Here is a 23,042-nt window from a genome sequence, read left to right on the forward strand (position 1 = left end):
CGGTCAGGCCGGTTCAGGCCAGCGCGCCTGTGCCGGACGCACCGATTCGTAGAAGCGCGCCATCTGCAGCACGCCCAGGTCGTCGAAGCGACGCCCCGCGATCTGCAGGCCGATCGGCAGGCCGTTCTTTGCATGGCCGCAGTTGATCGACGCGGCCGGTTGTTCCGACTGGTTGAACACCGACGTGAAGTGCGAGTCCTTCAGCAGGTTTTCCGAGCCGCTGTTGATGGCCTCCGCCGCGAAGGGCAGCACCGGCGACACCGGCGACAGCACGTAGTCGAAGGGCTGCGTGGCCGCCACGGTGGCCGCGCGCAAGGCCTGCATGCGCGTGAAGGCGCGGAAGGTGTCTTCGGGCGTGAGCGAGGCGGCGAACTCGGCCGCCTGGTGGATGTAGCCGGCCGCGAGCTTCGCGCGTTCGGGCGCCATCGCGGCCAGGTCGACGCGGCAGCGCATCGTGAAGAAGTGGGCCATGCCCATGCGCATGTCGAGCGTGGTCCAGTCGGCCAGCGGCTCGACGATGGCGCCGGCCTGCTCGAACAGGCGGGCCGCGGCCAGCACGGCCTCCTTCACTTCCGCATCGATCGGCCAGCCGCCCATGGTCTCGGTCCACAAACCGATGCGCAGGCCCTTCACGTTGCGCTCGAGCCGCTGCCACGCGAAGTCGTTCGGCGGCAGGCTCATGTAGTCGCGCGCGTCGGGGCGCGTCACCACCTGCATCAAGAGCGCGGCATCGGCCACGGTGCGCGTCATCGGGCCGATGACGCGCGCGGCGGCGGGCGGGTCGACCGGGATGCGGCCCTGGCTGGGCTTGAGGCCGAACACGCCGCAGAAGCTGGCCGGAATGCGCACCGAGCCACCGATGTCGGTGCCCAGGTGCAGCGGGCCGTAGCCCGCGGCAGCGGCGGCGCCGGCGCCCGAGCTCGAACCGCCGGTGTTGCGGCCCAGGTCCCACGGGTTGCGCGTGAGCGCGTGGAAGCTCGAGGGCGCCGCGCCGAGGAAGCCGAAGTCGGGCATCGTCGTCTTGGTCACGATCACCGCGCCCGCTTCGCGCAGGCGTGCGGCCGCGGGGGCGTCGGCGGCGGCGGGTGCCAGCACGGTGGCGGCGCTGCCGATCGGCGTGGGCGTGCCGCGCGTGGCGATGTTCTCCTTCAGCGTGACCGGCACGCCGTCGAGGTCGCCCTGCGGCTTGCCTTGCGCCCAGCGTGCCTCGGAGGCGCGCGCCGATGCGAGCGCGGCCTCGGCGTCCAGCCCGTAGGTGGCGTGGATGTGCGGCTCCCAGCGCTCGATGCGCGCAAGCACGGCCTGCGTCACCTCGACCGGCGACAAGGCGCGGTCACGGTAGCGTTCGAGCAACTGGAGGGCACTGAGTTCGTACAGGGGTGTGGTCATGTCTTCGTTTCTTCTTGGGGTGGTGGGATGAAGGTGGGTTGAAAGAGGGGGAAAGAGGACGGCGCTCAGCCGCCCCCGAACGCATAGCCCTGGCCCGGCGCCGCGGCCAGCAGCGTGCGCGTGTAGGCCTCGCGCGGCGACAGCAGCACGTCGTGCGCGCTGCCTTGCTCGACGATGCGGCCCTTGTGCATCACGATGAGGCGGTCGCAGATCTGGCTGGCCACGCGCAGGTCGTGGGTGATGAACAGGATGCCGATCGACAGCCGCTGCTGGATCTCCGCGAGCAGCTTCAATATCTGGTCCTGCACCGACACGTCGAGCGCCGACACGGCCTCGTCGGCGATCAGTACGCGCGGCTCGCAGGCCAGCGCGCGCGCAATGCACAGCCGCTGGCGCTGGCCGCCCGAGAACTCGCTCGGGTAGCGGTGCAGCACCTCGGGCTGCAGCCGCACCAGTGCCATCAGCTCCTCGGCGCGCTGCCAGGCCCGGGCGTGCGGCACGCCGAAGTTCACCGGCCCCTCGACGATCGACTGGCCCACCGTGCGGCGCGGGTTGAGCGAGCGGTTCGGGTCCTGGAACACGACCTGCACCATGCGCCGGAACGCCGAGCGCTGCGCGCCGCGCGAGCCCTCGATGCCGGGCACGCGGATGTCGCCGTCGGTCGGCTCGATCAGCCGCGCGATGCAGCGCGCCACGGTCGACTTGCCCGAGCCCGATTCGCCCACGATGCCGACCGTCTCGCCCGCATGCAGCTTCAGCGACACGTCGGCCGCCGCATGCACCGTGCGGCGCTTGCCGGGCCAGCTGCCCGTGCGGTAGACCTTGCCCACGCCGCGCGCATCGAGCAGCGGCGCCTGGGTGTCGATGGGCGCGCGCAGCACCGGGGCCAGCCGCGGTACCGCGTCGAGCAGCATGCGCGTGTAGGCCTCCTTCGGTCGGCGCAGCACCTCGTCCTTCGGGCCGCTCTCGACCTGCCGGCCCAGCTGCAGCACCACCACCTGGTCGGCGATGTCGGCGACCACGCCGAAGTCGTGCGTGATGAACAGCACGGCGGTGCCGTTCTCCTGCTGCATCTCGCGGATGAGCGCGAGGATCTCGGCCTGCGTGGTCACGTCGAGCGCGGTGGTGGGCTCGTCGCAGATCAGCAGGGCCGGGCGCAGGATCAGCGCGATGGCGATCACGATGCGCTGGCGCTGCCCGCCCGAGAGCTGGTGCGGGTAGGCGTCGTAGATGCGCTGGGGCTCGGGCAGCCGCACGCGCTCGAAGATGGCCAGCACGCGCGCGCGGCGCGCGGCGGCGCCCAGCGTCGTGTGCTCGGCCAGGATCTCGTCGACCTGCGCGCCGCAGCGCATCACCGGGTTGAGCGCGGTCATCGGCTCCTGGAACACCATCGCCATGCGCGCGCCGCGCAGCGCGCGCAGCCGCGCCGGGCTGGCCGCGAGCACGTCCTCGCCCTGCACCTCGATGCGCCCGGACGAGGGTCGCAGCGATGTGGGCAGCAGGCCCATCGCGGCCTGCGCGATGACCGACTTGCCGGAGCCCGATTCGCCCAGCAGGCACACGACCTGGCCGGGCATGACGTCGAACGATATGCCGTGCACCGCGTGCGCGCGGTCGGCGCCGGCGGGCAGGTCGATGGCGAGGTCGCGCACCACGAGGCAGGGCGCGGCGGACGTTGTGGAAGGGGTGGATGTCATGCTCAGCCTCCGCGTGCCTTGAACTTGGGATCGAGTGCGTCGCGCAGGCCGTCGCCGAGCATGTTCACGGCCAGCACCGTGAGCGCCAGGAAGAAGCCGGGCAGCAGCACGGTCGAGGGGTGCGAGGTGAAGTGCGTGCGGCCTTCGGACATGATGTTCCCCCAGGTCGGCACTTCGGACGGCAGGCCGATGCCCAGGAAGGACATCACGGCCTCCACCAGCATCGCCGCCGCGCAGATGAAGGTGCCCTGCACGATCAGCGGCGCCACCGTGTTGGGCAGGATGTGGCGCAGCATCAACTTCCAGGTCGGCGTGTCGAGCGCGACGGCCGCCTCCACGTACGGCTCCTCGCGCACCGACAGCACCACCGAGCGCACCAGCCGCGCCACGCGCGGCGTCTCGGGCACCACGATGGCCAGGATCACCGTGAGCAGGCTGGGTCGCCACACGGCCACCAGCACGATCGCGAACAGGATGCCGGGGATGGCCATCATCCCGTCCATCACCCGCATGATCACGCCGTCCAGGCGCCGGAAGTAGCCCGCCACCATGCCCACCACGAGGCCGAACGCGACCGAGCCCAGCGCCACCGCCACGCCCACCGACAGCGAGATGCGCGCGCCGTAGGCCGTGCGGCTCCACAGGTCGCGGCCCATGCTGTCGGTGCCCAGCGGGAAGAAGCGATCGAAGCTGTCGCCCGCCAGCGTGGTGAACTCGGCGCGCGCGCCGGGCGGCAGGTGCGAGTTCGCGGGGTCCATCGCGTTCGGGTCGATGGTGCCGAGCCAGGGCGCGGCCACCGCCAGCAGCAGCATCGCGGCCAGCAGGACGCCGCCGATGCGCACGCCGCCGTTGGCAAGCAGGCGGCGCAGCAGCGAGCGGGCCGGGGCCCGGGGTGCGGCGGGAGGAACCGCGGCAGAGGCAGGCGCGTCGTCGCGCAGGGAGATCGAAGTCATGGCGGGGCTTTCGAAGGAAGGTCAGTACCGGATGCGCGGATCGAGCAGCAGGTAGCTCAGGTCCACCAGCAGGTTGACCACCACGTACACGAGCGAGAAGAAGAGGGTGATCGCCTGGATCAGCGGGTAGTCGCGCGAGAGCACGGCGTCCACCGTGAGCTGGCCCAGGCCGGGGATCGCGTAGATCGTCTCGGTGACCACCACGCCGCCGATCAGGCCCGCCACGCTCAGGCCGATGACGGTGGCGATCGGCACGGCCGCGTTGGCCAGCGCGTGGCGCAGCAGCATGCGCCACTCGGCGATGCCCTTGGCGCGCGCGGTGCGCACGTAGTCTTCGGTGAGCGCCTCCGACACCGCCGCGCGCGTGACCCGCGCGATGAGCGCCGCGTACATCACGGCCAGCGTGACGCAGGGCAGCGCCAGGTGGCGCAGCCACGGGCCCACGCCGTCGCCGATGCGCTGGTAGCCCTGCGAGGGCAGCCAGCCGAGCTGCATCGAGAACAGCCAGATCATCACGTAGCCGGCCACGAACACCGGCACCGAGAAGCCGAGCACCGAGGCACCCATGATGAAGCGGTCGAGCCGGCCGCCGCGCTGCGAAGCCGCGAGCACGCCCAGCGGCACGGCGATCAGCACCGTGAGCACCACCGTCACCGCCGCCACCGAGAGCGTGGGTTCCAGGCGCTGGCCGATCAGGTCGGTCACGCGCATCCGGTAGAAGAACGAGTAGCCGAGGTCGCCGCGCAGCACCTGGCCGAGCCAGTGCACGAACTGCGTCACGATCGATGCGTCCAGGCCCAGCTGGGCGCGGATGCGCGCGATGTCCTGCGCGCTGGCCGCATCGCCCGCGATGGCCGCCGCGGGGTCGCCGGGCGTCATGCGCAGCAGCAGGAAGACGATGACGGCCACGATCAGGAGCACGGGCGCGGTGGCCAGTCCGCGGCGCAACAGGAAGTGGAGCATGTGAATCAGGTCCTTGACGAGGGGCCGGGCGTGTGGCGCGGGCAAAGGAAGTCCCGCCCGGCTGCCGCGCAAGGCGCAGCCGGTCAGGAGCTCGGGCACCACGGGCCAGCCGAAGTAGCCCTGGTCGCCGTTGCCGGTCAGCGGGCTGTAGCCGATGGGGCTGCTCGCGTCCACGCCGCCCCAGAAGGTGATGAAGGCGTTCCAGCCGCCGTTCTCGGGCAGGTCCTTCTTGGCGCGCCGGGTCACGAGCGTGGCCCAGTCGGTGGTCTGCACGTCGACGTTGAAGCCCACCTGCTTGAGCAGCTGGCCGTACACCGCGGGCAGCTTGTTCAGCGCGGGCGCATCGCCCGGCAGCAGGATCACCACGGGCTTGCCGTCGTAGCCCGATTCCTTGAGCAGCTTGCGTGCCTCTTCGAACTGCGGCTTGCCGGTGTAGAAGCCCGTCTTGTCGCTCGCGTAGAGCGAGCCGCACAGGTAGATCGACGCGCAGGGCTTGTAGAAGTCGCGGAAGGTGACCTGCGCGCGCAGCATCGCTTCCTGGTTGATGGCCAGCATCGCGGCCTTCAGCGCCTTGGGGCTGTTGAAGGGCGGCACCTTGTGGTTGTAGAGCACCGTGAAGGGGCCCGCCGGCATCACGTCGACCAGCTCGATCTTGTCGTTGGTGCGCATGCCGGTGTAGCCGGACGAGGGCACGGTCTCGAGCATGTCGACCTCGCCGTTGAGCAGTGCATTGGCCTGCGTCTGCGGGTCGCGCAGCATCACCCATTCGACGCGGTCGACGTGCACCACCTTGCCGCCGGCCAGGCCCGAGGCGGGTTCCTTGCGCGGCACGTAGGCGGTGTTCTTGCGGTAGATGACGCGGTCGCCCGGGCGGAAGTCTTCCTTGGCGAGCGTGAAGGGGCCGGAGCCCACCATCTCGTCGATCTGCTTGTCGGCGGGCGTGTCGGCCACGCGCTTGGGCATGATGAACGGCACCAGCGGGTTGGGCTTGCCGAGCGCGTCGAGCACCACGCCGAAGGGCTGCTTGAACGTCATGCGAAAGCCGTTGGGGCCGTCGGCGGCGATGCTGTCCATCGCCTCGTACATCTTCTGGCCCAGCGTGTCGCGCTTGGCCCAGCGCGCCAGCGAGGCGATCACGTCCTGCGAGGTGACCGGCGCGCCGTCGTGGAACTTCAGGCCCGGGCGCAGCGTGAAGCTCCACACCTTGTTGTCGGCGCTCGCGCTGTACTTGTCGACCATCTGCGGCTTGATGACGCCCTTCTCGTCCATCGCGAAGAGCGTGTCGTAGATCATCAGGCCGTGGTTGCGCGTGATGTTGGCGGTGGTCCAGATCGGGTCGACGATCTTCAGGTCCGACGAGGGCACGGTGCGAAGCACGGTCTGGGCGGACGCGGTGGCGGCGAAGCACAAAGCGAGCGCCGACAGGGAAGCCGCCGCGACGCGGCGCGGTGAAAGGTGGATTGCCATGGAGCCTTACTTCTTTCGGGAGGGAGCGGAAGACGAGGGAGAGGAAGACGGGGGCGATTCCTTGCTTTCGCGCAACTGCACCAGCAGGAATTCGAAGATGTCGCGCGAACCTTCTTCCGCGTCGATGAGCTTGTGCATGATGCGGCGCAGGTTCTCGATGTCGGCGACGCTCAGGCAGTCGAGAAAGCGCGCTTCCATCTCGTGCCCGATGGGCTCGGCGCGCAGCACCATGTCGATGCCGGTCTTGCTGAGGCACAGGCGGATCTGCCGCGCGTCCTCGGCGCCGATCTGGCGCTCGACCAGCTCGCGCTGCACCAGCGAACTCACCAGCTTGGAGACCAGCGTCTTCTCGATGGCGCAGGTCTGCACCAGCTGGCCCATGGTGATGCCAGGCGCGGCGCCGATCATGCGCAGCAGCCGCACGTCGCGGATCGACAGGCCGAGCTCGATCTCGTAGATGCGCGAGCCGCGGTCGCGCGTGCGCTGCGACGCCAGGTCGATCAGCACGTTGAGGTAGTCGTCTTTCAGGCGAAGCGGGGCGTGCATGGCGGGTTGGTAGAAGTCTTCAATAGTTGAAATGTTCAACTATGTGGGCAAACTACGCAAGCTCCGGGCCAGCTGTCGAGGGAAATCCCCTAGGGGCGCACTGCCAGAGGGGAAAAGCGCCAGGGAGAAAGAAAAACCGGGCCCATGAGGCCCGGCGTGTTCACCGATCCGGTGCTGCGCGTGCACCAGGATGCGAAGGCGGGCACCGTGCAGGCGCCGCCGGGGTGCGCGCTGTCAGGCCGCGTCCTGGCGCACGATCACCTGGCCGTTGCGCGCACCGCTGTGCACGCCGTGGCGCCAGGTGACGGCGCCGTTCACGATCACCGCGTCGATACCTTCGGCGGGCTCGGTCGGCGTTTCGTAGTTCGCGGTGTCGCGCACCGTCGCGGCATTGAAGACCACCACGTCGGCGTGGTGCCCGACCTTGAGCGCGCCGCGCTCGTGCAGGCCGAAGTTGCGCGCCGTGAGCCCCGTCATCTTCCACACCGCCGTCTCCAGCGGGAACAGCCCCACGTCGCGGCTGTAGTGCCCCAGCACGCGCGGGAAGGTGCCCCACAGGCGCGGGTGCGGCTTGTCGCCCAGCGGAATGCCGTCGGAGCCGATCATGGTCTCGTCGAAGGCGAGCACGCGCTGCACGTCGTCCTCGTCCATCATGAAATAGATGGCGCTGCCGGGCGACAGGCGCAGCGCGGCCTCTTCGCCCGACACGCCCCATTCGGCCGCGATGTCCTTCAGGTCGCGGCCCGCGCACTCGGGGTGCGGCACGCTCGAAGCGATGAGCACGCGCCCGTCCATCATCCCGCGGTCGGTGCGGATCATGGTGGAGCCGGCGGTGTACGGGTAGCAGTCGAGCCCGATGCACTGGTGCTTCATCGCTTCCTGGATGAAGGGCAGCGTGACCTTGGTCTTGCCGAAGTTCTGTGTGTTCTGCACCTTGTGGTGCGACACCACCACCGGGATGTCGAGCGCGCGGCCGATGTGGAAGGTTTCTTCCAGCGATTCCATCACGTGGTCGCTCTCGTCGCGCATGTGCGTCACGTACAGCGCCTTGCGCGCCGTGAGCGGGCGGCCGACCTCGATGATCTCCTCGGTCGTCGCCTTCACGGCCGGCGGGTAGAAGGTGCCGGTCGACAGACCGATGGCGCCGGCCTGCATGGCTTCCTCGACCAGCGCCTGCATGGCGGCGATCTCCTGCGCGGTGGCGGGGCGGTCGAGGTCGGACATGGTCACGGCGCGCAGGGTCGAGTGGCCGACCATCGCCGCCACGTTGACCGACGAGGGCGTGGCGCGCAGCGCGTCGAGGTAGGCCGCAAACGTTGTGAAGCGGTCTTCCGGCGGCGTCTCGAGCAGGCTCAGCGGCATCGGCAGGTCCATGTCGGCGCGCAGCGGCGCGGCGCTGATGCCGCAGTTGCCCGCCACCACCGTGGTCACGCCCTGCGACACCTTGAACGGCATCTGCGCATGCGACAGCACGGCCTGGTCGTCGTGCGTGTGCGAGTCGATGAAGCCCGGCGCGACGATGCGGCCGGTGGCGTCGAGCGTCTGGTCGGCCGTGTGGCCCGCGAGCTTGCCGATGGCGGCGATGCGGCCGCCGACGATGCCCACGTCGGCGTCGAAGCGCGGGGCCTTGGTGCCGTCGATCACGGTGCCGCCGTGGATCAAGAGGTCGTAGTGGGGTGTCTTGTCGGTCATGAGGGCAATGCTTTCAACGGAAGTGGCAGGCGACCCAGTGGCCGCCCTGGGAAGTCGAGGGGCGCTCGCTCAGTTCGGGCGTCTTCTCCTTGCACACGGCCTGCGCCATCGGGCAGCGCGTGTGAAAGCGGCAGCCCGAGGGCGGGTTGGCCGGGCTCGGCGGGTCGCCCTGCAGCAGCAGGCGGCGCGCCGGCGTGCGTGGGTTGGGCACGGGCACGGCCGACAGCAGGATCTCGGTGTACGGATGGCGCGGTGCCGAGAACAGCGTGTCGCGGTCGGCGATCTCCACGATGTGGCCGAGGTACATCACGGCCACGCGGTGGCTGATGTGGCGCACCACGGCGAGGTCGTGCGCGACGAACAGGTAGGCGATGCCGAACTCGGCCTGCAGGTCCATCAGCAGGTTGACCACCTGCGCCTGCACCGACACGTCGAGCGCCGACACGGGCTCGTCGCAGACGATCAGCTTGGGGTTGAGCGCCAGCGCGCGCGCAATGCCCAGGCGCTGGCGCTGGCCGCCCGAGAACTCGTGCGGAAACTTCTTCGCCGCCTCGGGCCGCAGGCCCACGCGCGAGAACAGCCACTGCACGCGCTCGCGCCGCTCGGCCACCGACACGTCGCCGAAGTTGCGCAGCGGCTCGGCCACGATGTCGCCGGCTGTGAGGCGCGGGTTCAGCGAGGCGTACGGGTCCTGGAAGATGATCTGCAGGTCGCGCCGGCGCTGGCGCATCGCGTTCGCGGGCAGGGTCAGCAGCTCTTCGCCGTTCAGGCGCACCGAGCCCGAGGTGGGCTCGACCAGCCGCATCACCGACTTGGCCGTGGTGGTCTTGCCGCAGCCCGACTCGCCGACCAGCGACAGCGTCTCGCCGTGCCCCACGGTGAACGACACGCCGTCGACCGCCTGGATGGCCGGCTTGGTCGGGCGCAGCCAGCGCCGCGGCGAGGTGTAGTGCTTGCGCAGCTCGCGCACCTGCAGCAGCGGCGCCTTGGCGGATGTTGTTGTGGTTATCGTTGTCGTCATGCGCTCACCTCGGCAGCCTCGTCGGTCCATTGTTCCTGCACCGCGAAGCAGGCGACCACGTGGCCGTCGCCCTGCGTGGACAGCGGCGGCGTTTCGCGGCGGCAGCGTTCGCGCGCCTGCGCGCAGCGCGCGGCAAAGGCGCAGCCGCGCCCGAGCTCGTGCGCGGCGGGCACCATGCCCGGAATCTCGTGCAGCCGCGCGCTCGACGTGCTCATGGCGGGCATCGAGGCCATCAGCGCGCGGGTGTAGGGGTGCAGCGGGCGGTCGAAGAGGTCGATCACGTCGGCCTCTTCCACCTTCTTGCCGGCGTACATGACGACCACGCGGTCGCAGCTCTCGGCCACCACGCCCAGGTCGTGCGTGATCATCACCACGCCCATGCCCAGCTCTTTCTGCAGCCGCTTGATGAGGTCGAGGATCTGCGCCTGGATGGTCACGTCGAGCGCGGTGGTGGGCTCGTCGGCGATCAGCACCTCGGGGTTGCAGGCCAGGGCCAGCGCGATCATCACGCGCTGGCGCATGCCGCCCGAGAGCTGGTGCGGGTACTCGTTCACGCGCCGCTCGGGCTCGGGGATCTGCACCAGGCGCAGCATTTCGACCGCGCGCTGCAGCGCCTCGGCGCGGCTGGCCTTCTGGTGCAGCTGCACCGTCTCGGCGATCTGCCGGCCCACGGTGAGCACCGGGTTCAGCGAGGTCATCGGCTCCTGGAAGATCATCGAGATGCGGTTGCCGCGGATCTGCCGCATCTCGCGTTCGCTCAGCTGCATCAGGTCGGTGCCGCGCAGGCGCACGGCGCCCATGTGGCGCCCGGGCGGCGTGGGCACCAGCCGCAGGATCGACAGCGCCGTCACGCTCTTGCCGCAGCCCGACTCGCCGACCACGCCGAGCGTGCGGCCCGCGCGCACGGTGTACGACACGCCGTCGACCGAGCGCACGGTGCCCGCGAGCGTGCTGAAGTAGGTGCGCAGGTTGTCGACCTCGAGCAAGGGCTCGCCGGGGGCGAGGGTGGCCTGGGACATGGGAGTGGTCATGGCGCGTTCCTCTTCACAGCTGCCGCGCCAGGCGCGGGTCGAGCGCATCGCGCAGGCCGTCGCCGAGCAGGTTGATGGCCAGCACCGTGGCCGCCAGCAGCAGGCCCGGGTACAGGATGATGTGGAACGCCACGGTCACGAAGTTGCGGCCCTCGGCCATCATGTTGCCCCAGCTCGGCGTCTGCGAAGGCACGCCCACGCCGAGGAAGGACAGCGCGGCCTCGGTGAGCACGGCGGCGGCGGCCACGAAGGTGGCCTGCACCACCAGCGGCGCCACGATGTTCGGCAGCACGTGCCGCACGAGGATCACCGGCAGCCGCGTGCCGACCGCATGCGCGGCCTCCACGAACAGCTGTTCGCGCAGCGTGAGCGCCAGCGAGCGCACCAGCCGCACCACGCGCGGAATCTCGGGCACGGTGATGGCGATGATCACCGTGGTGAGGCTGGCGCGCGTCACCGCCATGAGCGCGATCGCCAGCAGGATGCCGGGGATGGCCATGAGGCCGTCCATCACCCGCATGATCGGGCCGTCGGCCCAGCGCACGAAGCCCGAAACCAGGCCCAGCGCGATGCCGAAGAAGGTGGCGAGCACGGCCACCGAGGCGCCCACGATCATCGACACGCGACCGCCCCACACGGCGCGGCTGAACACGTCGCGGCCCAGCGCGTCGGTGCCGAACCAGTGCTCGGCCGAAGCCGGCTGCATGCGCGCCAGCGGGTCTATGTCCTGCGGGTCGTGGGTGGCGATCCAGGGGGCGGCGATGGAGAGCGCAGCCACCGCGATGAGCAGCAGCGCGCCGACGATCAGCGTCGGGTGCTTGCGCACCCAGCGCCAGCGCGGCGGTACGCAAGGAGGGTCTTCGGTGGCGTCGGCAACGGCGGCGGGAACCGGCGCATCGACCTCGCGCAAGGGCAGGGCAGTGGACATGGCGTCGTGGGGCTCGTTCGTTGTTCTAGTACTGGATGCGCGGATCGAACAGGCGGTAGCTCAAATCGATCAGGAGGTTGATCAGCACGTACACGCCCGCCGACAGCAGCAGCACGCTCTGGATCACCGGGTAGTCGTGGCGCTGCACCGAATCGATCACCAGCCGGCCCACGCCCGGAATGGCGAACACCGTCTCGGTGACCACCACGCCGCCGATCAGGAGCGCAATGCCCGCGCCGATGGTGGTGGCGATGGGAATGGCCGCGTTGCGCAGCGCATGGCCCAGCACCGGCAGCACGCCCAGGCCCTTGGCGCGCGCGGTGCGGATGTAGTCCTCGTGCAGCACCTCGAGCACGGTGGCGCGCGTCATGCGCGTCACCAGCGCGATGTACACCAGCGCCAGGTTCACGCAGGGCAGCACCAGCGCGCGCAGCCAGGCGCCGGGGCCTTCGGAGAAGTTCACGTAGCCCTGCACCGGGAACCACGGCAGCTGCACCGCGAAGGTGTAGACCAGCAGGTAGCCCACGAGGAACACCGGCACCGAGAACGCCAGCACGGCGAACAGCATCACGAGGCGGTCGATCCAGGTGCCCGCGCAGTAGGCCGCGAGCGTGCCCAGCGGCACGGCCGTCACCAGCGTGATGAGCATGGTCAGCGCCGCGATCGACACCGTGGGCTCCAGCCGCTGGCCGAGCAGCTGCGTCACGGGCACCTGCGTGAAGATCGAGGTGCCCAGGTCGCCGGTGAAGATCTTGCCGATCCACAGCCCGAACTGCTGCCACAGCGGCAGGTTCAGGCCGAGCGCGGCGCGCAGCTTGTCGATGTCCTCGGTGGTGGCGAGGTCGCCCGCGATGAGCGCGGCCGGGTCGCCGGGCGACAGGTGGATCAGCAGGAACACCACCACGGCCACCACCGCCATCACCGGCAGCGTGGAAAGAAAGCGTCGAACGATGTAGCCCATGGCGGTGCGCGTGGCTTACTTGTCGAGCACCCAGACGGTGGGCATGCCGGCCCACATCTTGTCCAGCCCCTTGATGCTGGCGCGCGCCGCGAACGCGGCCGAGTACTGGCCCGCGTTGATGTACGGCACGGCTTCGTAGGCGCGCGACTGGAAGGCGTCGAGCAGTTCCTTGCGCTTGGCCGGCACGGTTTCCTTCAGCCAGGCGGTGCGCAGCTCGTCGAGTTTCTTGTCGCAGGGCCAGCCGGGCAGCGTGTTGCCGCAGGCCGCGCCCAGGTAGGCGTTGCTGATGGGCGAGTTCACGTCGAACTCGCCGGCCACCGTGACGTACATGTTCCAGCCGCCGGCGTCGGACGCATCGCGCTTGGCGCGGCGCGCACCGATCGAGGCCCAGTCCATGGTCTGCGCATCGACGTTCAGGCCGATGCTCTTCATGGTCTGCGCGGCCATCAGCGCCTCGGCGTTGAGGTAGGGCACGTCGCTGGGCACCATCAGCACCACCTTCTCGCCCTTGTAGCCGGCGTCGGCGAGCATCTTCTTCGCCTTGGCGACGTCGGCCTTGCGGAAGGGCTCCGCACCGGCCGAGGTGTCGTTGGGGCTGCCGCAGATGAACCAGGTGGCGCAGTAGGCCATGCGCATGTCCAGTGGGAAGCCCATGGCCGCGACGAAGCGTTCCTGGTTCACGGCCTGCAGCAGCGCCTGGCGCACCTTCGGGTTGTCGAAGGGCGGGTGCAGCTGGTTCATCACCAGGAAGCCCTGGTAGGCGCCGCCGGAGCCGATCTTGATGTTGCTGTCGGTGCGCAGCGGTGCGATGTAGTCGGGCGGCAGTTGCTCGATGTAGTCGACCTCGCCGCGCTTGAGCGCCGAGATCGCGCTGTTGGCGTCGGGCAGGTAGAGCCATTCGACGCGGTCGAGGCTGGTCTTCTTGCTGCCGGCCAGGCCGCTCGGCGGCTCGCTGCGCGCCACGTAGTTCGGGTTGCGCACGAACACCGTCTTGTTGCCCGGCACCCATTCGTCACGCTTGAAGATGAAGGGCCCCGAGCCGACGACCTCGGTGAGGGGCGCGGTGGCCGGCAGCTTGGCGATGCGCTCGGGCAGGATCACAGGCGGAAAGCCCGAGGGCTTGGCCAGCGCGTCGAGCACCATGCCGAAGGGCTCGTTGAGCGTGAGCGTGAGCGTGAGGGTGCGCGCGTCGGTCGCCTTCCACTCGGCACCCACGGCCGTCATGGCGCGGCCCAGGCTGTCGCGCGCCGCCCAGCGCTGCAGCGAGGCCACGGCGTCGGCCGAGGTCACGGCGGCGCCGTCGGAGAACTTCAGGCCGGGGCGCAGCGTGAAGCTCCACTGCTTGCCGTCCTTGGAGGTCGTGTACTTCTCGACCATCTGCGGCTGCGGCTTGCCGGTGGCGTCCTGCGCGAACAGCGTGTCGTACACCATGTGGCCGAAGTTGCGCGAGATGTAGGCCGTGGTGAAGGTCGGGTCGAGGATCTTCAGGTCGGCATGCGCCACCACCTTGAGTGTCTTGGGCGGCGTCTGGGCGAGCGCGGGAAGGCTGGCGGCCGAAAGGGCCAGGGCAGCGAGGGCAGCAAGCGTTCGTCGGGTCATCGTCGGTTCTCCGGTCGGTGGGGCGAAACAAAAAAGAAGAAGAGGGAGTTCAGGCGGCGACGCCGATGGGCCACTTCGGCAGGCGAGCCTTGCGGTACGGCAGGGTGGTGAGGTCGAGCGTCACGGCGCCCGGTGCGCCGGCGTAGATCACGTGCTTGGCCACCTGCGAGTACGACGCGTAGAAGTGCTGCGACGACTTGACCACGACGATCTTCTTGGCCGCCAGGTCGCAGCCCAGCTGCGTGAACAGGTCGGTGCCCATGGCCTGGTTGCGCCGCGTGATCAGCACGATGTCGATGCCGTTCACCTCGACCAGCGCGCAGTCGCCCATGGCGGTGGGCGTGTTCGACAAGCCCGTCATCACCAGGTCTTCCTTCAGCGCCTTCACGGTGCATTCGAGGTCCAGCGGGTCGCCCGACAGCGGACTGATCTTGCCGCCGATGCGCATCTGCAGCCTGGCGCCCACGCCGGCGTCGAAGGCGATGCGCACGGCGATCGGGTCCCACATCGGGCCCAGCGCGGCGTTGGTGATGCCGCGCTCCAGCATGCGGCGCAGGATGAAGGTGGAGTCGCTCGCCGCGCCGCCGCCGGGGTTGTCGGCGCCGTCGGCCAGCACCACGGGGCCGCCGTCGAAGGCCAGGGCTTCGTCGAGCGAGTCGTCGATGCTGGGGTAGTTGACGGTGAGGCCGTCGCGCATGGCGATGACTTCGTCGGCGAGCTGGCGCGCCAGGGCATTCGCCTTGGCCTGGTCGCCGTCGGTGTAGACCAGCACCTTGGTACCCATCTCGGGCACGTCGCCCCACGAGAAGCCGTGCGTGAGCGAGACCGAGAGCACGCCGTCCTTGCCTTCGAGCGCCTGCATGCGCTGCACGAAGCTGCGCGCCGGTTCGCGCGAGGTGTGGACGGTGACGATGATGTCGCAGTCGACCATCGCGACCACCGGCTTGACCTTGCCTTCCACGGCCGCGGCGCAGATGTCGACCAGCTCCAGCCCGCGCTCAAGCACGTCGGTGTGCGGGTACTCCTTGAAGGAGACCATCACGTTGGCGTTGTCCACCATGGCGGGCGTGAGGTGGTTGTGCGGGTCGAGCTCGGCGCCGATCACCACATCAGGGCCGACGATCTGGCGCACGCGCGCCAGCATGTCGCCTTCGCAGTCGTCGTAGCCGTCGGCCACCATCGCGCCGTGCAGGCCGAGCAGCACCATGTCGACCGGCAGCGCGGCGCGCAGGTCGTTCAGCATTTCGTCGCGCAGGGTTTCGTAGGCGTGGCGCGTGGTGATGCCGCTGGGCTGCGCGCCCGCCACCATGCCTTCGAGCAGCGTCCAGCCCTTTTCCTTGCCGCGGATGCGCGCGGCCCACAGCGGGCCCGAGTAGATCGTCAGCGCATCGGGATGCTGGCCGGCGGGAAAGTAGCCGCGGTCCTTGAAGGAAGCGATGCCGGTCGGCATCGGGCCGAAGGTGTTGGTTTCGGTCGCGAGGGAGGCACTGAAGACACGCATGGTGATTTCTCGTGGGGAAGATTGGTGGGGGAGGGAACGGGGATCAGCCGGCCGTGCGCAGGCGCTGCGGGCCGAGCATCTCGGCCGTGAGCCCGAAGCCCGCGATGCGCTCGGGCAGCGGCAGGCCGCGTGCCAGCGCGGCGCAGGCTTCGCCCATGGCGGCCGAGGTCTGGATGCCGTAGCCGCCTTGTGCCGCGACCCAGAAGAAGCCGGGCGCGTCGGGCGCGAAGCCGCCCACCAGGTCGCCGTCGGCCACGAAGGAGCGCAGGCCGGCCCAGGTGCGCGTGGGGCGGCGGATGGCGAGCGTGGTCGCCTCCTCGATGCGGTGCATGGCGATGGCGATGTCCATCTCTTCGGGCTGCACGTCCTGCGGCTCGACCGGGTCGGCGTTGGCCGGCGAGCCCAGCAGCATGCCGGCGTCGGGCTTGATGTACCAGCCTTCGTCGGCGGCGAACACCATCGGCCAGTGCGCCACGCTCTGGCCCTCGGGCGGCGCGAAGATGAAGGCCGAGCGGCGGCGCGGCTCGATGCCCAGCGGGCGCACACCGGCCAGTTGCGCGATGGTGTCGACCCAGGCGCCCGCTGCGTTGAGCACCACGGGCGCTTCGTACACCGCGTCGCCGGCCGTCACGCGCCAGCGCTCGCCCACGCGTTCCATAGCCGTGACCTCGGCGTCGCACACCAGCTTGCCGCCGGCCTGGCGCATGCCGCGCAGGTAGCCCTGGTGGATGGCGTGCACGTCCATGTCGGAGGCGTCGGGTTCGTACACCGCGCCGGCCACCTGCTCGGGGCGCAGCGCCGGCACCATCTCGCGCGCCTGCTCGCCGTCGAGGCGCTGGGCGCCGACGTCCATGGCGCGCAGCAGTTCCCAGTGCGCCTCGAGTTCGTGCAGGTGCTCGGTGCCCGCGACCATCATCGCGCCGCGTGGCGTGAGCAGCGGGTGCTCGGCAAAGCCTTCGGGCGGGTGTTCGAGGAAGGCGCGGCTGGCCATGGTGAGGGCGCGCACCTGCGGCGTGCCGTAGCTCTCCATGAAGAGCGCGGCCGAACGGCCGGTGGAGTGGTAGCCCGGCTGGGCTTCGCGTTCGAGCAGGATCACGCGGGCATGCGGGGCGAGCCAGTGGGCCACCGAGGCCCCGGCGATGCCGCCGCCGATCACGAGGTAGTCGGCCACGACGGGAGTGGTTGTGTTTGTTGTCATCGCCGAAAAGTGTAGGTAGAAATTTGCGGATACGCAAATTGATTTGCGCCGACCAAGGGGAAACCATGGGTGCACCACCAAGGTGAAATTTGCGTACACGCAATTTGCGCATACGCAAAACGCATGCCGGGGCTGTCGCGCCGTGCGTGGCCGGCCGGGCGCGGGGCTGGCAGAATCGCCCGGCATACCTAGAGAAAGCCAAGCGTGACTCCACACACAGGGAACCGGGGCGGGGCGAAGCCGAAGGAAGAGCCGCCCACGCTGGACCGCACCACTTTCGGCCATCGCCTGCGCACCGCGCGCAAGCGTTTCGGCTGGACGCTGGCGCAACTGGCCGAGCGCTCCGGCGTGTCGATCACCACCATCTCGCGCGCCGAGCGCGGCCAGCTCGCGCTCGGCTACGAGAACTTCACCGCGCTGGGCCGCGCGCTCGAGATGGACATGAACGCCATGTTCGCGGGCGCCGGCGTCAAGCCCGAGCAGCTCGACGGCCCGGTCGTCACGCGCGCGGGCAAGGGCGTGGTCTACAAGGGGCTGGCCATCGCCTATGAGTTCCTGGGCACCACCGCCGCCGGCAAGCAGATGAGCCCCATCGTCGGCACCGTGCACGCGCGCCGAATCAACGGCCCCGAAGACTTCGTGCGCCACACGGGCGAAGAGTTCGCCTACGTGCTGTCGGGCGAGATCGACGTGTACTTCGACAACGGCGAGGTGGTGCGCCTGGCGCGCGGCGACTCGCTGTACTTCGACAGCCGCCTCGGCCACGCCTACGTGAGCGTGAGCCGCCAGCTCGCGAAGATCGTGGGCATGACCTCGGGGGAGAGCGGGCACATGAAGTCGGCGCGCGAGGCGCCTGCGATGAAGCCGGCGCGCAAGACTGTGGCGGTGAAGAAGACCGCAGGTGGCCGCAAGGGCTGAGCGCCCGCGTCAGCCTGCGGCCCGACTTGAAGGAGACATGACGATGTCCGAGCACAAGATTTTCGCGATGCCGTTCGCCAAGGTGTACCCGATGTACGTCCAGAAAGCGGAACGCAAGCAACGCACGAAAGACGAAGTCGATCAGCTCATCTGCTGGCTCACCGGCTACGACGCGGCGGGGCTGCAGCAGCAGATCGAACAGCAGAACGATTTCAGGACCTTCTTCGCGCAGGCCCCGGCGCTGCACCCGAACCGCGCGCTGATCAAGGGCGTGGTGTGCGGCGTGCGCGTCGAGGAAGTCGAAGACCCGCTGATGCAGAAGATCCGCTACATGGACAAGCTGGTCGACGAGCTGGCCAAGGGCAAGGCGATCGAGAAGATCCTGCGGACGTAGTGCCTTTCTAGCCCGTCGCCACGATGACGTGCGCCTGGATCTTCCCAGCCACCGGCCCCGCGCCATGCCGGCTGGCAATCGCCTCCTCCGCGCGGTCGGTCGCGAGCTGGAGCAGGCTCGCATCGCGCGCCTCGATCTCGTTGCGCAGCGGCGTGCCCTGGCAGTAGGCCACCGCCACCTCGCGTGCCGAGGGCGAGCGGCTCAGCTTCTCGTGCGTCTGGACCTCGATGTCGGTGAACCCCGCGCGGCGCAGGTCGTCGCGGATCTGTGCGACGTCGTGGTAGCCGTGCGGCGTGCGCGCGAGAAAGCGCGGCGGGTCGTCCGGGAACACGGTGGCGACGGCGCGGGTGACGTCGTCGGCGAAGGCGTTGTCTTCGATGCGGTCCCAGACGCTGAACACGAAGCGCCCGCCGGGCTTGAGCACGCGGCGCGCCTCGCTGTAGCCGGCGACACGGTCCGGGAAGAACATGGCGCCGAACTGGCACAGGACCACATCGAATGAGGCGTTCTCGAACGGCAGGGCGAGCGCGTCGGCCTGCCGCCATTCGATGCGGTTGTCCCTCGCCTGCCGCGTGACGGCGTAGTCGAGCATGGCGGGGTTGAGGTCGGTCACCACGTAGCGCGCACCGGCGCCGAGCTGGGGTGCCAGCATCCGCGTGACCGCGCCGCTGCCGGCCGCCGTTTCCAGCACCGCACCGGGCGAGAACGCAGCGACCAGGGCGGCCGCGTCGACGGCGTAGCCCTCGAAGATCAGGGGGACCATCAGCGTGTCGTAGAACGTCGGGATCGAACCCGCGAACACCTTGTCGCTTTCGTCGGCCATGGGAACTCCTTGAAAGCTCTGAACAGAGCGGGCCTGCTCCCTTGCTCCAACGAGTCCGTTGCCTGTTTGGGCATGCGTGACGGGGACGATGGGCCATGGTGGCCCTGCCAGGCATCGTCGTCAACGCCGTTGCGCGGGCGTCCTCCCCTGTAGTGGGTACCGGAGATGTTGCCGGGCGTTTCGGGCGCGCCGATCGGTCGACCCCCTAACGGCCGCGGTCCCCGTCGCGCACCGATTCGATGGTGCCGTTGTAGATGCGCACGATGCCGAAGAAGGTGCCCGGCCCGCGGTCGTAGGTCCACTCTTCCATCGGTACGCATTGATTGGCCAGCACCGCCTCGGGGCTGCCCGGCCGATAGGGCGTGAGCACCCAGCCCAGCTGCACCATCGGCACGCAGACCATCTGCCGGTAGACCGGCTCGCCGCAGGTCTGGAGCAAGGTCGCGGGCGACGCCCCTTTTCCGACGAGGTAGCCGTTGCAGGCGAGGGACTGTGCTGCCGCGGAACTGGCGATCAGCAAGGCGGCCGCTGCGATCGAAACCCCGGTGACCAGGCGTGCGAAACGAGTCGTGCCCTGCATCGTTGACCCTCTTGAGTGCTTCATGCGTTCATCACTAACTCATTCACGAACCAGCTGGGCATACCGCCAGAGGCCCCAGATTGCGCCGACGGTGATGCCGATGCCCACGCTCCAGCCCGCCGGCACATCGAATCCGATCGCCAGGATCAGCATCAAGCCGACGCTGATCAGCGCGATGAAAGTCAGCGTGACGAAATCGAAGCGCGCGACCTCGACGGTGTCTTCCGTCATGCTGCGGTGGCGCTGGCCGTGCTTGCGGCGCAGGCCGCGGAACAGCAGGACATCGAGAACGAAATCAAAGATGCCGACGACAAGGTCGGCCAGGATGCTCCACATCGGGACGCTCCATTTGCGGTGACACCCTGGGTTGTCGCTGTGCGTTCAAGGGTCCGACCCGGGTGGTGCGGCGGAGCCGGGCGAAATGTTAGCGTGCTTCCGGCAAGGCAGGCCATCGTCATCCGTGTTCGTCAGTCGTTCGTCGATCCGTTTCAACCCGGCATCTTCGGCGGCCAGTTGTGCGTCTCGCCACGGCCCTCGCTGCACCAGGCATAGAGCGCGTCGTACATCACGAGCCCGTGCTGCAGCATGGCGTGGTCATCGGCGAACACGCGCGACAGGCCCAGCGAGATCGCGTAGAGCCCTGCCGACTGCGGCGTGAGGTCGAGCCGCGAGGTGTCCGCCCCGCGCACGATGTCGGCCAGCTGGTGCAGCGCAGGCTCGGTGAGCCGGTACTTCGCGAGGAAGGCGTCGAAGCTGCAGCGCTCGCCGACGTGGCTCATCTCCACGCCCGGAATGTCGTAGGGCGTGGCGCCGGTGCTTTGCGCCATGGCCAGCACGTCCGCCGGCGGCACGTAGAGAAACTCGGCCTCGCGGTCGATGAAGCGCAGGATCAGCCACGGGCAGGCAATGCGGTCGATCTTCGGGCGTTCGCGGGTGATCCATTTCATGACGTGGCTCCTGGGTCGGCAGGCTTGGGCTGGAGCGGACGGCCGGCGGCCTGCCAGCCGTCGATGCCGCCGCGCAGATAACGGGCATCCAGGCCCGCGGCGCGCAGCCGCAGGGCCGTGCTGCGCCCCACCTCGTGGCCGTACACGCAGTAGACGACCAGCGCGCGGTCGGCCGGGAGTTCGGCGGCCCAGCGATCGACCGCGGCCGGGTCGCACCAGCGGGCGCCGGGGATCATCGACGCGGCCTGCGCGAACACGCCGGCACGGCGCACGTCGAGCAGCATCGAGCCGGCCACGTCGTCCTGCGCCGCGCCGAAGGGTTCGCTGGCGGCGTGCACCGCCTGCTGGTAGCGCGCGTACACCGGGGCCCAGTCGATGTTGGCCATGAAGGCATCGACGTACGCACCGGCGGCGGCGCCGTGGTCCAGGTGGTAGGCGTGCTCGTACATGTCCAGCGCCAGCAGCGGCATGCCGCCCGCCAGCGCATGGGTGTGGTCAGCAGCCCATTGGTTGACCAGCGTGCCCTCGCGCGGCTGGAAGGTGAGTAGCACCCAGCCCGAGCCGCCGCCAAGCGCCTTTCCCATCGCTGCGAATTCCTCGCGCCATCGATCGACGCTGCCGAAATTTGCCGCCAGGGCGAGCGCCATCGCGGGCTCCATCGACCGGCCGTCGCCGCCGAGCGATGCGAAGTACAGCTCGTGCAGCAGCATCGAGTTGCTGGCGATGAGCTCTTCGCGCTTGAGGCCGTTGAGCGCGAAGCCGGGCATGGCGGTGAACGATGCCGTGGCGAGCTGCGCGCGGATGGCGTTGAGGCGCTTGATGGCGCCGCCATAGTTGTTCTGGTGATGGCTGTTCAGAAGCTTCTGCGACAAGCCACGCAGCGTGGCGGGATCGAAGGGCAATGGTTGGGGCCGGGCGTCCATGGGAACTCCTTCAGCGCGGCAGGGCAGACAGCCACGTGAGCGCCAACCCGATGGCCGCGCAGGCACCGAGCAACGTCATCACGCCGACCTTGAAGCGGAACAGGGCGACGGCCGCGGCCACGGCCATCACCGCCGAGATCGCGTCGAAGCGGCCTGCGAAACCGTGCGGCCAGAGCACGTGGTACGCGAAGAACAGCGCCAGGTTCAGGATCACGCCCACCACCGCCGCGGTGATCGCCGACAGCGGCGCCGTGAAGCCCAGCCGGCCGTGCGTGGCCTCGATGGCCGGCCCGCCCGCCAGGATGAAGACGAACGAGGGCAGGAAGGTGAAGAAGGTGACGACCGTCGCTGCCAGCGCGCCGCCGAGGAACAGCGAGTCGGGCCCCAGCACCTGCGTCAGCCAGCCGCCGACAAAGCCGACGAAGGCCACCACCATGATGAGCGGACCCGGCGTGGTCTCTCCCAGCGCCAGCCCGTCGATCATCTGCGCGCCTGAAAGCCAGTGGTACTGCTCGACGGCCCCCTGGTACACGTAGGGCAGCACGGCATAGGCGCCGCCGAAGGTCAGCAGCGCGGCCTTGGTGAAGAACCACCCCATCTGCGTGAGCGTGCCGTGCAGGCCCTGGGTCGCGACGAGCACGCCCACGGCCAGCAGCCACAGGCCCAGGCCGATGCCCAGAATTTTGAGCAGGTGCGCGCGTGAAAAGCGCGCGTGCGCCGGCGTGGGCGTGTCGTCGTCGATCAGCGCCGGGCCGTAGTGTTGTTGCGCGCTGCCATGGCCGCCGCCGAGTGCGAACACCTCGGGCGCCCGTCGCGCGCCGAAGTGGCCGATCAGGCCGGCCGCCAGCACGATCGCCGGAAACGGCGCATCGAACGCGAAGATGGCGACGAAGGCCGCGGCGGCGATGCCCCACATCCACCGGTTCTTCAGCGCGCGGCTGCCGATGCGGTGCGCCGCATGCAGCACCAGCGCGGTCACGGCCGGCTTGATGCCGTAGAAGATGCCGGCCACTACGGGCACGTTGCCGAAGCGCAGGTAGACCCACGACAGCGCGATGAGGATGAACAGCGAGGGCAGCACGAACAGGGCGCCGGCCACGAGGCCGCCGCGCGTGCGGTGCATGAGCCAGCCGATGTAGGTGGCCAGCTGCTGCGCTTCGGGGCCGGGCAGCAGCATGCAGAAGTTCAGCGCATGCAGGAAGCGCTTCTCGCTGATCCAGCGCCGCCGCTCGACCAGCTCCGCATGCATGATCGCGATCTGCCCGGCGGGCCCGCCGAAACTGATGAAGCCGAGCTTGAGCCAGAAGCGAAACGCTTCGGCAAAGGAAATGGGCGTGGGAGGCGCAGGAAGCGCAGAGGAGGCGTCAGGCAAGGCGGTGTCCACGGAAAACTCCGTTGAGGGTCACCAGCGCTTGGACGGGACACCGTCTTGCTTTGCAGCGCGGGAGGCTGTTTTCCCGCGGAAGGGCATCGTAGCAGTGGCAGTTCCTGCTGGCAACGTGAGGCCCTCA

Annotated in this window: 21 protein-coding genes and 1 pseudogene; 2 read left to right on the forward strand and 20 right to left on the reverse strand. The window is 69.4% G+C overall.

Annotation, left to right across the window (positions count from 1 at the left end):
* Nucleotides 1-3: 3 nt before the first annotated feature.
* The 14 genes and pseudogenes from AC1RGU_RS02725 to AC1RGU_RS02790 form a co-directional block, all read right to left on the reverse strand.
* Nucleotides 4-1,389, reverse strand: a complete 1,386-nt coding sequence (locus AC1RGU_RS02725; protein ID WP_492694563.1) for an amidase — start codon at nucleotides 1,387-1,389, stop codon at nucleotides 4-6.
* 65 nt (nucleotides 1,390-1,454) lie between these two features.
* On the reverse strand, nucleotides 1,455-3,086 hold the full coding sequence (locus tag AC1RGU_RS02730; protein ID WP_492694565.1) for a dipeptide ABC transporter ATP-binding protein: 1,632 nt from the start codon (nucleotides 3,084-3,086) through the stop codon (nucleotides 1,455-1,457).
* Between the two features lie 2 nt (nucleotides 3,087-3,088).
* Entirely contained in the window at nucleotides 3,089-4,039 is a 951-nt protein-coding gene (locus AC1RGU_RS02735; RefSeq protein WP_307637370.1) for an ABC transporter permease, read from the reverse strand.
* Nucleotides 4,040-4,060: 21 nt separating this feature from the next.
* Entirely contained in the window at nucleotides 4,061-5,002 is a 942-nt protein-coding gene (locus tag AC1RGU_RS02740) for an ABC transporter permease (RefSeq protein WP_369644225.1), read from the reverse strand.
* 132 nt (nucleotides 5,003-5,134) lie between these two features.
* Nucleotides 5,135-6,469: pseudogene (locus AC1RGU_RS02745) on the reverse strand (ABC transporter substrate-binding protein); the annotation flags it as partial.
* 6 nt (nucleotides 6,470-6,475) lie between these two features.
* A complete protein-coding gene (locus tag AC1RGU_RS02750) occupies nucleotides 6,476-7,015 on the reverse strand; it encodes a MarR family winged helix-turn-helix transcriptional regulator (RefSeq protein WP_492694567.1) in 540 nt (179 codons plus the stop codon).
* Nucleotides 7,016-7,249: 234 nt separating this feature from the next.
* The gene (locus AC1RGU_RS02755; RefSeq protein WP_492694569.1) at nucleotides 7,250-8,707 is read right to left on the reverse strand and encodes an N-acyl-D-amino-acid deacylase family protein; all 1,458 of its coding nucleotides are present in this window, start codon (nucleotides 8,705-8,707) and stop codon (nucleotides 7,250-7,252) included.
* Nucleotides 8,708-8,720: 13 nt separating this feature from the next.
* Nucleotides 8,721-9,728, reverse strand: coding sequence for an ABC transporter ATP-binding protein (locus AC1RGU_RS02760; RefSeq protein WP_492694571.1), 1,008 nt, complete (start codon nucleotides 9,726-9,728; stop codon nucleotides 8,721-8,723).
* Nucleotides 9,725-10,759: an ABC transporter ATP-binding protein gene (locus AC1RGU_RS02765; RefSeq protein ID WP_492694573.1), complete on the reverse strand. Its 1,035-nt coding sequence runs from the start codon at nucleotides 10,757-10,759 to the stop codon at nucleotides 9,725-9,727. Before AC1RGU_RS02765 ends, AC1RGU_RS02760 begins: the two co-directional genes overlap by 4 nt.
* A gap of 13 nt (nucleotides 10,760-10,772) precedes the next feature.
* On the reverse strand, nucleotides 10,773-11,687 hold the full coding sequence (locus tag AC1RGU_RS02770) for an ABC transporter permease (protein WP_492694575.1): 915 nt from the start codon (nucleotides 11,685-11,687) through the stop codon (nucleotides 10,773-10,775).
* A gap of 25 nt (nucleotides 11,688-11,712) precedes the next feature.
* A complete protein-coding gene (locus AC1RGU_RS02775; protein ID WP_056574393.1) occupies nucleotides 11,713-12,648 on the reverse strand; it encodes an ABC transporter permease in 936 nt (311 codons plus the stop codon).
* Nucleotides 12,649-12,663: 15 nt separating this feature from the next.
* Entirely contained in the window at nucleotides 12,664-14,247 is a 1,584-nt protein-coding gene (locus AC1RGU_RS02780; protein WP_492694577.1) for an ABC transporter substrate-binding protein, read from the reverse strand.
* Nucleotides 14,248-14,296: 49 nt separating this feature from the next.
* On the reverse strand, nucleotides 14,297-15,748 hold the full coding sequence (locus AC1RGU_RS02785) for a M81 family metallopeptidase (RefSeq protein WP_159274575.1): 1,452 nt from the start codon (nucleotides 15,746-15,748) through the stop codon (nucleotides 14,297-14,299).
* Between the two features lie 43 nt (nucleotides 15,749-15,791).
* On the reverse strand, nucleotides 15,792-16,946 hold the full coding sequence (locus tag AC1RGU_RS02790) for an NAD(P)/FAD-dependent oxidoreductase (protein ID WP_492694580.1): 1,155 nt from the start codon (nucleotides 16,944-16,946) through the stop codon (nucleotides 15,792-15,794).
* A gap of 204 nt (nucleotides 16,947-17,150) precedes the next feature.
* Between AC1RGU_RS02790 and AC1RGU_RS02795 the strand changes: the two genes are divergently transcribed.
* Together AC1RGU_RS02795 and AC1RGU_RS02800 are read left to right on the forward strand one after the other, a co-directional pair.
* Nucleotides 17,151-17,864 carry a helix-turn-helix domain-containing protein gene (locus AC1RGU_RS02795; protein WP_492694582.1) on the forward strand — a complete coding sequence of 238 codons (714 nt, stop codon included), beginning with the start codon at nucleotides 17,151-17,153 and terminating at the stop codon, nucleotides 17,862-17,864.
* A gap of 43 nt (nucleotides 17,865-17,907) precedes the next feature.
* Nucleotides 17,908-18,258: a DUF2200 domain-containing protein gene (locus AC1RGU_RS02800; protein ID WP_492694584.1), complete on the forward strand. Its 351-nt coding sequence runs from the start codon at nucleotides 17,908-17,910 to the stop codon at nucleotides 18,256-18,258.
* A gap of 7 nt (nucleotides 18,259-18,265) precedes the next feature.
* Here AC1RGU_RS02800 and AC1RGU_RS02805 read toward each other — a convergent pair whose 3' ends face one another.
* From AC1RGU_RS02805 to chrA, 6 genes are all read right to left on the reverse strand, one after another.
* Nucleotides 18,266-19,081 (reverse strand): class I SAM-dependent methyltransferase, encoded by an 816-nt coding sequence (locus AC1RGU_RS02805; protein ID WP_492694586.1) that lies wholly within the window; start codon nucleotides 19,079-19,081, stop codon nucleotides 18,266-18,268.
* Between the two features lie 205 nt (nucleotides 19,082-19,286).
* On the reverse strand, nucleotides 19,287-19,661 hold the full coding sequence (locus AC1RGU_RS02810; RefSeq protein WP_492694588.1) for a DUF2845 domain-containing protein: 375 nt from the start codon (nucleotides 19,659-19,661) through the stop codon (nucleotides 19,287-19,289).
* A 39-nt stretch (nucleotides 19,662-19,700) separates the two neighbouring features.
* Nucleotides 19,701-19,997: a hypothetical protein gene (locus AC1RGU_RS02815; RefSeq protein ID WP_492694590.1), complete on the reverse strand. Its 297-nt coding sequence runs from the start codon at nucleotides 19,995-19,997 to the stop codon at nucleotides 19,701-19,703.
* Nucleotides 19,998-20,149: 152 nt separating this feature from the next.
* Entirely contained in the window at nucleotides 20,150-20,608 is a 459-nt protein-coding gene (locus tag AC1RGU_RS02820; protein ID WP_492694592.1) for a chromate resistance protein ChrB domain-containing protein, read from the reverse strand.
* On the reverse strand, nucleotides 20,605-21,531 hold the full coding sequence (locus tag AC1RGU_RS02825; protein ID WP_492694594.1) for a Fe-Mn family superoxide dismutase: 927 nt from the start codon (nucleotides 21,529-21,531) through the stop codon (nucleotides 20,605-20,607). Before AC1RGU_RS02825 ends, AC1RGU_RS02820 begins: the two co-directional genes overlap by 4 nt.
* A 10-nt stretch (nucleotides 21,532-21,541) precedes the next feature.
* Nucleotides 21,542-22,915, reverse strand: coding sequence for a chromate efflux transporter (chrA, locus tag AC1RGU_RS02830; RefSeq protein WP_492694596.1), 1,374 nt, complete (start codon nucleotides 22,913-22,915; stop codon nucleotides 21,542-21,544).
* Nucleotides 22,916-23,042 lie beyond the last annotated feature (127 nt).

Source organism: Variovorax sp. GW823-FHT02B07 (assembly GCF_058797695.1).

Bases quoted from the DNA above. Each gene is read 5' to 3' on its own strand.
- AC1RGU_RS02820 (WP_492694592.1), bottom strand. From the start codon at position 20,608: ATGAAATGGATCACCCGCGAACGCCCGAAGATCGACCGCATTGCCTGC.
- AC1RGU_RS02740 (WP_369644225.1), bottom strand. From the start codon at position 5,002: ATGCTCCACTTCCTGTTGCGCCGCGGACTGGCCACCGCGCCCGTGCTC.
- AC1RGU_RS02790 (WP_492694580.1), bottom strand. From the start codon at position 16,946: ATGACAACAAACACAACCACTCCCGTCGTGGCCGACTACCTCGTGATC.
- AC1RGU_RS02770 (WP_492694575.1), bottom strand. From the start codon at position 11,687: ATGTCCACTGCCCTGCCCTTGCGCGAGGTCGATGCGCCGGTTCCCGCC.
- AC1RGU_RS02785 (WP_159274575.1), bottom strand. From the start codon at position 15,748: ATGCGTGTCTTCAGTGCCTCCCTCGCGACCGAAACCAACACCTTCGGC.
- AC1RGU_RS02725 (WP_492694563.1), bottom strand. From the start codon at position 1,389: ATGACCACACCCCTGTACGAACTCAGTGCCCTCCAGTTGCTCGAACGC.
- AC1RGU_RS02765 (WP_492694573.1), bottom strand. From the start codon at position 10,759: ATGACCACTCCCATGTCCCAGGCCACCCTCGCCCCCGGCGAGCCCTTG.
- AC1RGU_RS02750 (WP_492694567.1), bottom strand. From the start codon at position 7,015: ATGCACGCCCCGCTTCGCCTGAAAGACGACTACCTCAACGTGCTGATC.
- AC1RGU_RS02775 (WP_056574393.1), bottom strand. From the start codon at position 12,648: ATGGGCTACATCGTTCGACGCTTTCTTTCCACGCTGCCGGTGATGGCG.
- AC1RGU_RS02735 (WP_307637370.1), bottom strand. From the start codon at position 4,039: ATGACTTCGATCTCCCTGCGCGACGACGCGCCTGCCTCTGCCGCGGTT.
- AC1RGU_RS02800 (WP_492694584.1), top strand. From the start codon at position 17,908: ATGTCCGAGCACAAGATTTTCGCGATGCCGTTCGCCAAGGTGTACCCG.
- AC1RGU_RS02730 (WP_492694565.1), bottom strand. From the start codon at position 3,086: ATGACATCCACCCCTTCCACAACGTCCGCCGCGCCCTGCCTCGTGGTG.
- AC1RGU_RS02825 (WP_492694594.1), bottom strand. From the start codon at position 21,531: ATGGACGCCCGGCCCCAACCATTGCCCTTCGATCCCGCCACGCTGCGT.
- AC1RGU_RS02810 (WP_492694588.1), bottom strand. From the start codon at position 19,661: ATGCAGGGCACGACTCGTTTCGCACGCCTGGTCACCGGGGTTTCGATC.
- AC1RGU_RS02760 (WP_492694571.1), bottom strand. From the start codon at position 9,728: ATGACGACAACGATAACCACAACAACATCCGCCAAGGCGCCGCTGCTG.
- AC1RGU_RS02815 (WP_492694590.1), bottom strand. From the start codon at position 19,997: ATGTGGAGCATCCTGGCCGACCTTGTCGTCGGCATCTTTGATTTCGTT.
- AC1RGU_RS02755 (WP_492694569.1), bottom strand. From the start codon at position 8,707: ATGACCGACAAGACACCCCACTACGACCTCTTGATCCACGGCGGCACC.
- AC1RGU_RS02805 (WP_492694586.1), bottom strand. From the start codon at position 19,081: ATGGCCGACGAAAGCGACAAGGTGTTCGCGGGTTCGATCCCGACGTTC.
- AC1RGU_RS02780 (WP_492694577.1), bottom strand. From the start codon at position 14,247: ATGACCCGACGAACGCTTGCTGCCCTCGCTGCCCTGGCCCTTTCGGCC.